The following is a 12,095-nucleotide window of genomic DNA, read 5'->3' on the forward strand; positions in this document are numbered from 1 at the left end:
CCTTTATTGATATAATCGTACCCAATCCACTGTCATACTGATGGGGAGTTCCTCCGGATGTGTGATCATACCGGGCCATTCGTGTTCCATTTGCTGGTCAATGAGAAGATAAAATGGTTGATCAAACGGCCATTGGTAGGTTCCTGCCCCAGCAACCTTGGGATATTCGTAGGACGTTACCTCATTAACGGCATAAACCAACTTATCAGGATACCAGCTTACGCTGTAGATGTTGTAACCTGTGGTATCTATTTTGGCCGTGGCGAACTTTTTTGGCTCCTCCTGTTTTAGCGTAATGGTATAATGGTTATGTGTGGTCTGGTACGCAAAGTCATCATGGTTTAGGGTTTCCATAATGTCCATTTCCCCGTTATGTTGGTCTGGGTATATTTCCTTTTCGGACAGCATCCATATGGCAGGCCACATACCATAGGCCTGATCCAGTTTGGCCTTGATTTCTATTCGCCCATACTGAAAGGCAAATTTCTCCCAAGAATAGATTCCCCCAGTTAGGTAGGGACGAGGATCTCCCGTAAGGGAATCGGGATTAATGATGCCCTTAAGGTGGATATTGCTATCGCCAAGAGTAACCACCCTTGGGTCTGTGGCTGTAATATATCGGAAACAGTTGGTCACTTCCCTCCATTCCTCCACCGGCACTTTCCATTTTGAAGAGGTAAAAAGACCTATACGGCTCCAGGTATCGGTATCCAAGGTGTCCAGGTCAAAGTTGTCTTCCCATACCAGTTCCCATTCGGTGGCATCGTTCCGCCGTTCTTCTTTTTGAACATACATATAACCCTCGGTAAGCACATAGGGTTTTTTATCGCAGGAAGCGAACATGATGATCAAGGTAGCAATTGGAATTAGTATAAAAAGTTTTTTTGGTTTCATTTTTTATGAGTGATTGACGGCTGTTTTGGCTGGTAATGGTTGCATGGTTAGCAATTACTTATAGCCATTGTTAGCAACTGTTTTTATTCACGATAAAAGAACCAACCGTCTTCAACTGTTGGTTCCCAATTTTCGTTTTTGAGTTTTTTGAGCTCTAAATTTTGATATATTTTCTTTGGTCCTGTAATTGTCATCGTGTAGGACTTACCGTTGTTTTTCATATTCTTTTTATTAAGAATATAACTCACTCTATATTTACTTCTATCGACTATTTTATCTATGTAAGGATATAAAAACTCACTTATTGCTTTAGGACTTGAAAATTTATTTGATTTTTTAAATTCTATCTCAAAACTACCTTCATATTTAAATTGTGGTTTATAGTCAAAAAGAAAATTTGGATTCTTTTTTTGTTCAGTCAGGTATGCCAGATATTCTTCTGGACTTTTAAATACAATTTTCTCGTAGTTATATTTAAAAGGAAATTTTTTATTCAATTCTGTTATCTGACCAATATCAAACTTGTAAGTATGACCATCGTGGGTCATAACACTTTTTTGTGTTGGATTAATAGTCCAAGTTCCTTCCTCTTTAAAATCTTTCACGATTGTTATTCTAAAAGATGGTCTTTCACTTGAATTAAGAACTTCGTCTCCGAGATTAATTTTTTTGATAAAGTTTGATATTTCTAATGAATCTTCTATGATGAAATTATATTTTTCATAAGTCTTTGTTTTATCGTATTGTGGGTATCTTCCAATAATTTTTGTTGCAGAATCAATAGTAAGTGTATCTAACATGTTCTTTTGACTAAAAACATTAGTAGAAATAAAAATAATTAAGACTATCAGAATTCTTTTCATCTATGTTTTGTTTAAATCGTTGTCAACTGTCTTGGCTATCCTTCCGCCATACTTTTATCGACTGGATGAATTATAGCCATTGTCATAGGTAGTTTTTAATCGGCCAATGTTGAATTATGCGTTCCTAAAAACCAATGCTCTTCCAATTTTATTAATTTTCCGATATTCCTTTTCCTTTCAATATGAGTTTCGCCCAACGGTAAATAAGCAACAAAATATATTATATCTCGAAAGTCAGATTCTTTATCACAGTTTGGTGCTTGAAAAATTATTGTTCCGTCTTCGTGACATTCTATAAACTCAATTTGGTCAAAAATATTAGTCTCAATCGGACTTGTTGATTCAGTAAATGATTTGACGACTCTATAATAAGGTTCGTTACTGCTCATCATCAGGTTTAAAGAGTGAATCTCTTTCACTGCTCTATGAAATAAGTCGGAATTCTTTTTAAAGTCAATTCTACAAGATTCTGAATCACAGCTTGAAATAACATTAGTCAAAAGAAAAATGTAAATTAATTTTCTCATTCAATTATCTAATTAAACTCAACTCATTTACCGCCCCAATGCTACCACCAGTTTAAAACTGCTGGTTTTCTGGCTGTTATTTTTTCAAATTGATTTTGCATTTTGATATTCTTCTTTAGTGGATGATGCATTTGTATCTACAAAAAACTTCCAATCATTCGACTCCTTTTTTAACACAATGGAAAATTTGCCATATCGCTCAGTGGTGACTTGGTTCCGTCCAACCAATTCCAGTTTGTAGAAGCCATTATCCAGTACCGTCTCTTTTAGTACCTTTCGTTTTGAAATTTTAAAAATGATTTTAAGGGCTACATTTTCGTTTTTTGCTCGTTCCAAATTCTCCGCAAAAAAGGCTCCGATATTTTTTCTGCTTTTATAAGATTCAGGTTCGGAATCATTGTAAACATTTATTAAAATGGCATCTGTGGTATAGGCACTACTTATCAGTTCTGAATTCAAACTCTCATATCCCTTGCTAAAGGTTAAATAAGGTACGCTCAATTCACTTTTGCTATACGCTGTTTCCAATATTTTTGATGGGTCTCCACCCTGTTTGGGTTGATCGGAACAACCCAACAAGATTAGGAATGACAGTAGTAATAAAAATCTTTTTTGCATTTTAAGCTATTTATGGGCTGGGATAGACTTGGTTATGTCTCTGCCCACAACAAATTAATCCAGATGAATTATTACGGTGGTTAGGCAACATTTTTATTCTTTTTCTTTTATGAACTTTAAAAGATCAATTAGATGTTGTTCCGAATGAGTTCGCATAGAAAGCTCAAATTCCCAAAGAGCATCCATTTGACTTGTGTTGTCCATTTTCCATTTCACAACTAACAAGTCTTTGATAATGTCTGTTAGGTCATCTATTGCATCTCCAATTCCGATTTCCACATTCGGTTCCATCTTATTTAAGTCCAACACCATAATATACCACCCAAAATCTGGGAAATTTGATGTGACGTTTTCTTTTAGCTCATGGTAGTCAAAATCAGGCTCGTCGTCATAGTCCGTTTGGTCAAATTCAAATTCCACTTTTAAATATTCAGAGTAGATTCCGACCAAAAGTTCTCTCAACACATCAATTTTCTCGGCCAATTCTACTTTTGGATTGATACCGAATTCGGTGATTTGGTCTATAAGCTTTCTTAATTCACTCAAATTTTATGTTTTGGTTAAATATGTTCCAACGTGCTGTGTATGGCACGTATCCCAGAGGGTATGCACTATACACCTTGTTAGCTACTGGTTTCTTTATTAAATATTGTTAGTGAATTCCAATAGAGTCCCATTTGACCTCTTTGCTTCATTTGCTCTCTGTCTATTTCATCAGGGAATTCGGTCTTTGATTCACTTTTTAATCTATTCTGAAAGTTTTCGAAATCTTTAAATCGTTCAAAAACGTGATCCCAACCTGAATAGTAATCCAACATCCAATCGAGTTCATAGTCAGTTATTCCTCTTTTAAGTCTTCTATCGAGAATTTTGATTATTCTTTCTTCAGATTCCTTTTCAAGTTCTCCTATTCCTGTCAGCCAAGTTGGTTCAGACATTGAGTGCCAAATAAGAAATAATCCACGCTTAAGTGCTTCTAAATCGTTCTTTGCTAATCTTGCATATTCATAATGGATTTCTCGATACTCTTTAGAAATTCCGAAATAGACAACTTTATCGGACTTTTCTTCAATAGTGCCCTCAAGCTCTGTCACACTTGAATAAAGACTCTGTTCTTTTATTGCAAGTTCATCTATGTTCATTATGTTTTACTTGTAGCTAACTGGTTTACCTCCCCAATTTACCCCATTTACCCTAAAATCCTTCCCCTATATTCAGATATTTCCCACCATTTTATTTAATAACGTATATTTAGCACGTCAACGCATTCTGAGCATAAGCAACGCCAGTTTGGTCACGTAACCAAAACACATAACCTATGGCAAATCAGAATGAACAAAACCATTGCCCGCTTTGCAATGCGGCACTTGCGCCCAAAGGCGTAACCCCATTTTCCCAACCCTCCCCAGCACAACTAGCACTCCTGGAGTATGTAAGCCCATTGGATGGCCCAGACAGGGTAAAGGCCCTAAAATTGGTGCACGATATTGTGGTCTACCACTCCGAGGAAATCTTGGACGGGGAAGAAAAACGCGCCCTCTACCAAGTTAAGGTACTTTGGGACCTGATCGAGGATACCTTTCAAAAAGGTTAAAAAAAAGGGAGGCGTGGCCTCCCTTTACCCAACTAGTGCAAAGGCTATTTTTTAAAGGCATAGCTTTCCACCACCTGGCCCCCAAACTTTTTTATCAGATTGGCGGCAATGTTGTCCAAGGCCATCTGGTAGGCCTCAATGTTCATGTGCAGGGTGGCATCATCTGGGGCATTGTAATGGATGTCCCAAGAAAACAGGGTTCCCTGCTCGGTTTTGGAAACCTGTACCAGGGCCAAGCCTTCCGTGTACCCATAGTTGTTGGGTTCTTCCGATCGGGAGATGTACCCCAGCTGGTTTTCGTACCAGACCACCTTTTCGGTGTGTTTCAGACCTTCGGTCTGCCCTTGCATGGGCACAAAATGGCTGGTAAACTTGGTGCATTTGCCAGCGGTGTATAGAGCATCCACCTTTTCCAATCCCGCGCTATAGTGGGGCATATGTTCTGGTTTGCCCACCATTTCCCAAACTTCGGGGAGGCTGGCGTTCAAGTTTAGCTTAATACGGTTACGCACAGGACTTGAAACATACTTGCTGGGATTGGGCACCTGTACCTTGGTGTTTGTCATAGCTGCCTTAGCGGTTTTGGACGATTGCGCTTTGGTGGTACATGACACCAACTGTAATGCCATGCAAAGGCCTGTCAAGGCCATAATTTTGGTAATTTTCATCTTGTTTACTTTTTGTGGGACGAAAGTAATGGCAGGGGATGACAGCCCTATGTCAGGAGGGTTTTCGCAATATTTCCCAAAGTTTCCTAGGGTCTTGTCTGTTGTCCCAAAAGGCGGTAATAATGATATGCTTCTTGGTCAGGTTAACAACTTTCTTATTTGTGTGATTTTCGGAAGTCGTAACCATTACCATTCAGAATTAAAAATTCAGCATTAATAATTGGAAGCAAAACTGTAACTCAGTTCCCTGTAATTTTATTATTGGTAAATCCGAATATAATCCACCACCATGGGACTTTCGGTAAAGTTGGGGTCAATATCAGGTTCTATGGCAATATTGAACAAAATGTAATAGTCCATATCATAGGGCCAGGTATCCCCATTTTTCACGGCTGGGTTATAGGTGTAGTGCACCTTCCCATCCACACTGAAGGTCATTTTTTCATCCGTCCACTCCAGCACATACACATGAAATTGGTCGGAAGCTGACGCTATGTGTTGTCCTCCCAAATTTTCCACCGTATGGCCAAAACTTGATCCGTTGTGCACCGCACTTTGCACAAAATCCTGGTTCTTGCCCCAGTGCTCCATAATATCAATTTCGCCACAATGGGGCCAATTAGTGGTTCCAAATCCTTGTTTTTCCCAATAGGCGCCTGCCTCGTTGATGTTCTTGTTCAGCATCCAAATGGCCGGCCAGGTGCCCACACCTTTAGGGACTTTCGCCCTCACTTCTACCTTCCCGTAGGTAAAGGCAAACTTGGAATTCAGCCGGGCCGAGGTATACTCTTTGGTCTCGCCCTGATCTTCAAAGGTTTCTTTTTTGGCCATCAAATACAGATGTCCGTCTTTTTGATAAGTATTGGCCTCCCGATCTGTGTAATGTTGGATGATTCCGCCCCACCAACTACCGCCTGGAGGCAATTGGGTCTGATGAAACCATTTATCGGTATCAATGGGACCCTCGCCCTCAAATTCATCGGACCACACCAAAGTGTCAAATTCGGGACTTTTGGGTGATAAACCCGTCCAAATAAGATAGGACAATAATAGAATGCTACTTATGGATATGGCGATAACTTTGGTTTGAGAGGTCATGTGGTCAATAGTTCTACAACCCTCAAGTTAGCCCTTTTCCTTACACATGTTGCTCCTAAACCATAGGAAAAATCGATTCATTTATATTCAAAAAGTTGGTCAACGGGTTTTCGCACCTTGGCCAGGTGTTGCGAGTCGTCGTCCAGACTTCTATAACCAACGGGCACTACCACGGATGCGTTCAGGCCTTTTTGGTCCAGTCCCAAAATAGCGTTGTATTGGTCCGCTTCAAAACCTTCCATGGGGCAAGCATCAATGCCCAGTTCGGCACAAGCGGCCAACAAATTGGCCATGGCAATATAGGTCTGATTCTTGGACCAATGGAACTGGTCTTCTTTGGATTTCTCTCCCAGTTTGGCCTTCATAAAATCCCCATAGCCCGAGAGCTGGGCTACACCCAAACCTCTTGTGTTGGCTGTGAGTTTAATAAAGCCATCTATACCTTCTGGATCCACTTGGTCCTCATTGCAAAAGACAAACAAATGCGAAGCATCCGTGATTTGCGATTGGTTCCAAGACACGCTTCGAAGTTGTTCACGCAGCGATTGGTCTTCAATGATCAGCACCTTATAGGGTTGCAGCCCATAGGAGGAAACCGAAAGTTGGATGGCCTCTTTCAACAGTTCCAAATCCCTTTGGGATACCTTTCTGTTGGGATTGAATTTTTTGGTGGCGTAGCGCCAATTTTGATGATTTATAAATTCCATTTTCAATCTTTTTTTAGTTTATAGTTCTGCATTAAAAAATCCACAGTGAAGCCCATTTTCAAGTACATGTTTTTGGCCATGTCCGAAGCCTGTAGCGTAGCCCGTTCCGAGCCATCTTCGATGGCTTTGTTCAGAATGTTGTACATGATTTCGGTAGCGTACCCCTGTTTTCGCTTTTCAGGGATAATGCCCAGGGCGTGCACTCCGGCAATTTTCCCAGTCTTGTATACAATGATAGTACCTACCAATTCCTTATTGTGGTAAACCAGATAGTAAGGAACTTTGTCCAGGGTCTTTTCCAACGTTCTGGCACCAAAATCATAACCAAAGGCCGACATAAAGGCCGTACTCCATAGGGCAGCTTGTACAGCAGTCTCCACCCGTTTAAAATCCAATTTTTTTTGGGTTGAAAACTTGGACTTTAAAGGCATGCTCATCCCTGTTTGGTTAAACTGGAGTTCAAAATTGTGTTGGGTCAATAGGGGATTGTTCGTTGCATCTGGATTAAAATAGGAGAAGGTCAATTCGGGATGTTGTTCCAAGGTATCCTTGAGCAGAGCGATAAGGTTTTCGGTCAAGGGAGCTTCCGTCCAAATTTTATTGGGCCATTCCGATTCGGGAATAAAGGACCTGGAAATTTGCCCTTCCTGTTTATAGCCTTGGAACTGTTCTCCTGCCAGTTTCCAAAGTCCGGTTAAATTCTGAATGTTTGTCGTAATTTTTTTCATTTTGTATTGATTAAAAGAATACCTAGGGTCATGGCCAGGGCACCAATAAGACGTTTAGGGGTTATGGGTTCAATCGGTAAGTTGAGCCAACCAAAGTTCCCTGCAATCAAGGAAAAAAGCAGTTGTCCACATAAGCCCAAAGCAATGATCTTGGAAATCCCCACTTTTGGGATTGCATAGAAATATAGGCTGATACCTGCCATGCTAAATAGCCCTCCGATCCACCATAAATACCATGGAATTTCAGGAATGGAAAACATTTGGAAAGAGGGTTTGCCCCAAAAAAGGACAAACAATACTCCTAGAAGGGCACTGGTCAAAGAAGTGAAGATAACCGCAAGTACAGGTTGCTTTAAAAGAGACCCCAACTGGGAACTGAACCCCGCCTGAACGGCCAAAAATACGCCTCCCAACAATGCCAACATGTATAATCCTATAAGTTTCATGCAGCAAAGTTGAGGTGAAAAAAGATGCTTTTCCTTTACATATGTTGAGGAGGGTCTTTTTCTTTGAATTTTTTTCGGATTCTGCTCAATTGGGTGGGAGTAATGCCCAAGTGCGAAGCGATATAATGCAGGGGAACCCGCTCTTCAATGCGAGGATACATGGTTATAAAGTCTGCATAGCGTTCCGAGGCCTCCTTCATCACAATTTCAATTTCTCGCTGCTCTTTGTCCACCACCCAGTTTTTTTCCAGATAGGCAATGTAAAAGTCCTTTAAGTCTGTATGTTGTTTGATCAGGGATTGATATTGGGCATGTTCAAAAGTGAAGACCAAACTGTCTTCGATGACGGTGAGCGCAAAATGGGAGGGCTCTTTTTTCAATGCAGAAACCGTGGAACCTACAAAATCTCCTTCCAGAAAAATATTTTTGTGGTATTCAACACCATCTGGACTTAGATAATGGGAAACAATGTACCCTTCCAATAAAATATGGATATGTCGCGATGTTTTACCAATATCCAAAAGGCGGGTACCCTTCTTCAATTCCTGATATTCCCCTAGGGAGTAAAGAGCCTCAAAAGATACCTCCGAAATGGGATGATACCGTCCAAATACTTGTTTGATTTGTAATTTATAGTGATCCACAGGAGCAAGTTAGCAAAAGAATTTGCTGCATTGAATTACAATGGAGCTCCTTTTAATGCAAGCTGGAGTCCTTAAACTGCCAAAGTACGTTTACGATCTGCCATTTGCCATTGAGCTTAACAATGTGCATATAATCAATCCAGTCATCAGCAATGAGTTTTACCGAGGCCGTTTTGTCAAACACATCCAGGATCACCACCTCTTTCTTGGGATTTTCTGGAAATTTGTCGCCATTTTGGTTATAGGTTTCCGCCAGTAGAACCATGGCATCGGTGAAGGTTTCCCGCAAGTACTCTTTTTTGGCGAATTTGTCCGTCCAAAAGGTGCGTTTTACCATTCTGGGGTGAGCGGAACGTTCAAACTGTTCAGGTTTTACTTGGTGTTGTGACTCGATATAGTCCAAAGCCGCTTGTTTGATTTCCAAGGAATCCTGTGGAGTTTGGGCGCCGAGGTAGCCTATACTTAGGGCAAAAAGGGCCATGGTAAAAAATGTTTTATGCTTCATTTGATTGTGTTTTTTGATGATTTTGGAATGTGGATGTAACCTATCTGCAAATCCTTGGTCTTTAAGGGGACAAAATCTGGAAATTATGATCAATTTTCCCCAAAACTTAGTTAAAATTCTAGTGCTGCTATGGCTGCCAGTAGTAACCACAGCCCAAGTTCAGGATAGGGTAAAGGAACATACCACCTATTTGGCATCGGATGAGCTGGAGGGCCGTGGTACTGGAAGTAAGGGAATTCAAAAGGCCGCCGCCTATATCTCCCAACAATTTGGGCAAATTGGGTTGCAAGCGCCCTATGAAGGTCGCTACCTTCAAAAGTTCCCTTTTCCAGGGCTTGAAGAAAAGGAATCCAATGTGGTGGGTTACATCCAAGCAGCAAAACCAAGCACCAAGTCCATAGTTTTTATGGCACATTATGATGCTTTGGGCATCCAGAAAAAGGAGGGTCAATTGGATTCCATATGCAATGGTGCGTTGGACAATGCCGTAGGTGTTGCAGCATTAATTGAATTGGCCAACAGCTTCAAAAAGGCAGATCCGCCAACATACAATTTGGTCTTTGTGGCCACCGCAGGGGAGGAATTGGGGATGCACGGAAGCAAATATTATGTGGAAAACCCACTTTTTTCCAAAGAGGACACCATCATCTGTCTAAACATTGACGGGTTTAACGTTAGTGGGCCTCGGGAGGATTACTACATTTTTCCCAGACAGGGCGTGAACTTTGTAAATCAAATCGAAACTGTTCTGAAGCACCATGGTTGGTATTACAACAGTCCGGATTGGGTGGATGGCATGAACACCAGATTTGATACGGTCTCGTTCTTACGAGAAGGTATTCCTGCGCTTACTTTATGGATAGGGAACCAGTTAAAGGGTGGAGGACAGGCCAAACCCATTCAGTTTGGGGGAATCCACACCCCGCAAGATGAAATTACAGACCAATGGAATTGGGATGGGGTGGAAGACCATTTGGAACTTTACAAAATCCTGGCCACATACTTTTTGGAAAACCTGGAAGGAATCAATGTAACGGATGAAAGTCTATTCCAACAATAAATGAAACTTGTGATTCCTAATTTTCAACAACTTCATCCATCTTTCGCGGATTGTCCTTGGCAATTCCCTCCATACCTAGCTCAGGTATAACCAATAATGGGGTCTGCGTATGGAAAGCGGTGCGCTTAACAATGGGCTCGCGGGTCATTTGCTCCAAGTAGCTATGTTGGTAATTGAGCATGGCCAGCAGGTGAATGTTAAGTTCCTGCGAGAATAGCTCCAGGGTCTTGGATACGGAGTTCAGTTCCGAAACCGTATGCACATAATGTTCCATTCCATTCAAATATCTGCGCAGCATGTTCAGATTAAATTGCTGTAGCTCTGAAAGTGCCTTAATGCCGTATTGCACGTGAACGATTCGGATGGTGGCCTGGAACATTTGGGCTAATTCCAGCAAAGGATTCAGTTCCGAGGTGGAATAAAATCGGTTAAAATCCGTGGCAAAAGCTATTTCGGTGGGTGTGATAAAATCAAAATGTTGGGGAATGGCTAAAACTGGACATTTTTTGGTGCTCTTGATGATGCGCACCGTATTGCTCCCCATAAACACCTCCTCTATACCAGAGGCTCCTTTGGTACCGGTTATGATCAATTGTATCCCAAAGGTATCCACCAAATCCTTGATTTCCTCAGTCAACAGGTTAAAGGAAGAAATGGTCTCAAAGCTGTGTTTGGAATTTCGGTATTTGCTCTTTATCCGATCCACGGTCTTTTGCAGCCCTTCTTCCGAAGCGTCCCTAACCGCATCCACAATGCGTACCCCATTGACCATTTTGGCCATGAATCGGCCACTTGGAATAACCGGGGTGTAGGTATTCAGTAGATAAAAGGTGCAGTTCCTGTTTCTGAACAATTGCATGGCATAATCAATGGCATTCCATGCATTATCTGAAAAATCTGTGGGTATTAATATTTTCTGCATTCGGATAAAAATAACGATAGCGTAAAATTACCGTAACGCCAAAAGGGATACTATGACAATTGTCAGTTTTTGGAATAAGGGTAGTCTAGAAGCCTTCTACAAGCTCTACGAGCTTGCGTTCGTTCTTAATGCCGATTCTTTTACCTGAGGTGTGGATCAACCCTTTTTTCTTGAATTCGGAGATAATTCGGATGGCCGATTCCGTGGCGGTGCCAACTACATTGGAAATATCTTCTCGAGAAAGGGTTAAGGCCAAAAATCCTTCTTCATCCTCACCAAAATTGTTTTTCAAGTATAGAAAGGCTTCGGCAATACGCTGCTTCACTGTTTTTTGGGACATGTTCACGATTACATCATCAGCCTCTTTTAAGTCGTGGGCCATGTGTCGGAGCACTTCCAGGGTAAAATCAGGGTTTTTGTGTAGGGTGTGTGTAATGCTCTCCTTGGGGATAAAGCAAACTTCCATATCGTTGACAGCAACAGCAGAAAGATTGGTGGTTTCCTCGGCAATTACGGATCGTTGTCCAATCACCTCACCTTTGGTAGCCAATTTCACAATTTGATCCTTTCCGTTGGCGCTGAGTTTGGAAAGTTTGGATACTCCATCTCGAACGCAAAAAACACCATTGAGTTTATCACCTTCCTCAAATAAGGGTTCGCCCTTCTTGATTTTTTTGGTGGTTTTGGTATCGGAAACTTTCTTCAACTCCTCTTTGCTCATGGCCCTAAGCGCGTTGAACTGTCTGATGATGCAATTTTCACACCTGCTTTCCATATTATGATGCTTTACCTGATAGCACAAAATTACTGCTAAACAATTG

At 41.2% G+C, this 12,095-nt stretch carries 17 protein-coding genes; 2 read left to right on the top strand and 15 right to left on the bottom strand.

The features are described 5' to 3' along the window. Window positions 1–3 precede the first annotated feature (3 nt). From ACOOE0_RS08540 to ACOOE0_RS08565, 6 genes are all read right to left on the bottom strand, one after another. Entirely contained in the window at window positions 4–894 is an 891-nt protein-coding gene (locus tag ACOOE0_RS08540) for a glycoside hydrolase family 16 protein (protein ID WP_420402050.1), read from the bottom strand. Window positions 895–977: 83 nt separating this feature from the next. Continuing rightward, window positions 978–1,757, bottom strand: coding sequence for a hypothetical protein (locus tag ACOOE0_RS08545; RefSeq protein WP_420402051.1), 780 nt, complete (start codon window positions 1,755–1,757; stop codon window positions 978–980). A gap of 95 nt (window positions 1,758–1,852) precedes the next feature. Then, window positions 1,853–2,284, bottom strand: coding sequence for a hypothetical protein (locus ACOOE0_RS08550; RefSeq protein WP_420402052.1), 432 nt, complete (start codon window positions 2,282–2,284; stop codon window positions 1,853–1,855). A gap of 84 nt (window positions 2,285–2,368) precedes the next feature. Then, entirely contained in the window at window positions 2,369–2,902 is a 534-nt protein-coding gene (locus tag ACOOE0_RS08555; RefSeq protein WP_420402053.1) for a hypothetical protein, read from the bottom strand. Window positions 2,903–2,995: 93 nt separating this feature from the next. Next, complete coding sequence (locus ACOOE0_RS08560) at window positions 2,996–3,448, bottom strand: DUF5063 domain-containing protein (protein WP_420402054.1); 453 nt, start codon at window positions 3,446–3,448, stop codon at window positions 2,996–2,998. 77 nt (window positions 3,449–3,525) lie between these two features. After that, window positions 3,526–4,044, bottom strand: coding sequence for a hypothetical protein (locus ACOOE0_RS08565; RefSeq protein WP_420402055.1), 519 nt, complete (start codon window positions 4,042–4,044; stop codon window positions 3,526–3,528). A 176-nt stretch (window positions 4,045–4,220) separates the two neighbouring features. Between ACOOE0_RS08565 and ACOOE0_RS08570 the strand changes: the two genes are divergently transcribed. Then, on the top strand, window positions 4,221–4,496 hold the full coding sequence (locus ACOOE0_RS08570; RefSeq protein WP_420402056.1) for a hypothetical protein: 276 nt from the start codon (window positions 4,221–4,223) through the stop codon (window positions 4,494–4,496). Window positions 4,497–4,540: 44 nt separating this feature from the next. On the opposite strand, the gene ACOOE0_RS08575 is transcribed toward ACOOE0_RS08570, so the two are convergent. From ACOOE0_RS08575 to ACOOE0_RS08605, 7 genes are all read right to left on the bottom strand, one after another. Next, window positions 4,541–5,164: a hypothetical protein gene (locus ACOOE0_RS08575; RefSeq protein WP_420402057.1), complete on the bottom strand. Its 624-nt coding sequence runs from the start codon at window positions 5,162–5,164 to the stop codon at window positions 4,541–4,543. A 258-nt stretch (window positions 5,165–5,422) separates the two neighbouring features. Next, window positions 5,423–6,262 carry a glycoside hydrolase family 16 protein gene (locus ACOOE0_RS08580; protein ID WP_420402058.1) on the bottom strand — a complete coding sequence of 280 codons (840 nt, stop codon included), beginning with the start codon at window positions 6,260–6,262 and terminating at the stop codon, window positions 5,423–5,425. Window positions 6,263–6,339: 77 nt separating this feature from the next. After that, window positions 6,340–6,969, bottom strand: coding sequence for an NAD(P)H-dependent oxidoreductase (locus ACOOE0_RS08585; protein ID WP_420402059.1), 630 nt, complete (start codon window positions 6,967–6,969; stop codon window positions 6,340–6,342). A 2-nt stretch (window positions 6,970–6,971) separates the two neighbouring features. Next, complete coding sequence (locus ACOOE0_RS08590; protein WP_420402060.1) at window positions 6,972–7,697, bottom strand: GNAT family N-acetyltransferase; 726 nt, start codon at window positions 7,695–7,697, stop codon at window positions 6,972–6,974. After that, on the bottom strand, window positions 7,694–8,143 hold the full coding sequence (locus tag ACOOE0_RS08595) for a DMT family transporter (protein ID WP_420402061.1): 450 nt from the start codon (window positions 8,141–8,143) through the stop codon (window positions 7,694–7,696). The genes ACOOE0_RS08590 and ACOOE0_RS08595 overlap by 4 nt, the downstream gene beginning before the upstream one ends. A 35-nt stretch (window positions 8,144–8,178) precedes the next feature. After that, a complete protein-coding gene (locus ACOOE0_RS08600; RefSeq protein WP_420402062.1) occupies window positions 8,179–8,787 on the bottom strand; it encodes a Crp/Fnr family transcriptional regulator in 609 nt (202 codons plus the stop codon). Between the two features lie 52 nt (window positions 8,788–8,839). Further along, the gene (locus tag ACOOE0_RS08605) at window positions 8,840–9,292 is read right to left on the bottom strand and encodes a nuclear transport factor 2 family protein (protein WP_420402063.1); all 453 of its coding nucleotides are present in this window, start codon (window positions 9,290–9,292) and stop codon (window positions 8,840–8,842) included. An 85-nt stretch (window positions 9,293–9,377) separates the two neighbouring features. On the opposite strand from ACOOE0_RS08605, the gene ACOOE0_RS08610 reads away from it, so the two are divergent. Next, window positions 9,378–10,352, top strand: coding sequence for a M20/M25/M40 family metallo-hydrolase (locus ACOOE0_RS08610; protein ID WP_420402064.1), 975 nt, complete (start codon window positions 9,378–9,380; stop codon window positions 10,350–10,352). Window positions 10,353–10,368: 16 nt separating this feature from the next. On the opposite strand, the gene ACOOE0_RS08615 is transcribed toward ACOOE0_RS08610, so the two are convergent. After that, window positions 10,369–11,274 (bottom strand): universal stress protein, encoded by a 906-nt coding sequence (locus ACOOE0_RS08615; RefSeq protein WP_420402065.1) that lies wholly within the window; start codon window positions 11,272–11,274, stop codon window positions 10,369–10,371. Window positions 11,275–11,359: 85 nt separating this feature from the next. Beyond that, window positions 11,360–12,049: a Crp/Fnr family transcriptional regulator gene (locus ACOOE0_RS08620; RefSeq protein ID WP_420402066.1), complete on the bottom strand. Its 690-nt coding sequence runs from the start codon at window positions 12,047–12,049 to the stop codon at window positions 11,360–11,362. Window positions 12,050–12,095: the final 46 nt, after the last annotated feature.

It is taken from the genome of Flagellimonas sp. (assembly GCF_965215805.1).
Classification (GTDB): Bacteria; Bacteroidota; Bacteroidia; order Flavobacteriales; family Flavobacteriaceae; genus Flagellimonas.

Bases quoted from the DNA above. Each gene is read 5' to 3' on its own strand.
- ACOOE0_RS08605 (WP_420402063.1), bottom strand. From the start codon at position 9,292: ATGAAGCATAAAACATTTTTTACCATGGCCCTTTTTGCCCTAAGTATA.
- ACOOE0_RS08585 (WP_420402059.1), bottom strand. From the start codon at position 6,969: ATGGAATTTATAAATCATCAAAATTGGCGCTACGCCACCAAAAAATTC.
- ACOOE0_RS08580 (WP_420402058.1), bottom strand. From the start codon at position 6,262: ATGACCTCTCAAACCAAAGTTATCGCCATATCCATAAGTAGCATTCTA.
- ACOOE0_RS08565 (WP_420402055.1), bottom strand. From the start codon at position 4,044: ATGAACATAGATGAACTTGCAATAAAAGAACAGAGTCTTTATTCAAGT.
- ACOOE0_RS08550 (WP_420402052.1), bottom strand. From the start codon at position 2,284: ATGAGAAAATTAATTTACATTTTTCTTTTGACTAATGTTATTTCAAGC.
- ACOOE0_RS08575 (WP_420402057.1), bottom strand. From the start codon at position 5,164: ATGAAAATTACCAAAATTATGGCCTTGACAGGCCTTTGCATGGCATTA.
- ACOOE0_RS08620 (WP_420402066.1), bottom strand. From the start codon at position 12,049: ATGGAAAGCAGGTGTGAAAATTGCATCATCAGACAGTTCAACGCGCTT.
- ACOOE0_RS08610 (WP_420402064.1), top strand. From the start codon at position 9,378: ATGATCAATTTTCCCCAAAACTTAGTTAAAATTCTAGTGCTGCTATGG.
- ACOOE0_RS08545 (WP_420402051.1), bottom strand. From the start codon at position 1,757: ATGAAAAGAATTCTGATAGTCTTAATTATTTTTATTTCTACTAATGTT.
- ACOOE0_RS08555 (WP_420402053.1), bottom strand. From the start codon at position 2,902: ATGCAAAAAAGATTTTTATTACTACTGTCATTCCTAATCTTGTTGGGT.
- ACOOE0_RS08595 (WP_420402061.1), bottom strand. From the start codon at position 8,143: ATGAAACTTATAGGATTATACATGTTGGCATTGTTGGGAGGCGTATTT.
- ACOOE0_RS08570 (WP_420402056.1), top strand. From the start codon at position 4,221: ATGGCAAATCAGAATGAACAAAACCATTGCCCGCTTTGCAATGCGGCA.
- ACOOE0_RS08615 (WP_420402065.1), bottom strand. From the start codon at position 11,274: ATGCAGAAAATATTAATACCCACAGATTTTTCAGATAATGCATGGAAT.
- ACOOE0_RS08590 (WP_420402060.1), bottom strand. From the start codon at position 7,697: ATGAAAAAAATTACGACAAACATTCAGAATTTAACCGGACTTTGGAAA.
- ACOOE0_RS08540 (WP_420402050.1), bottom strand. From the start codon at position 894: ATGAAACCAAAAAAACTTTTTATACTAATTCCAATTGCTACCTTGATC.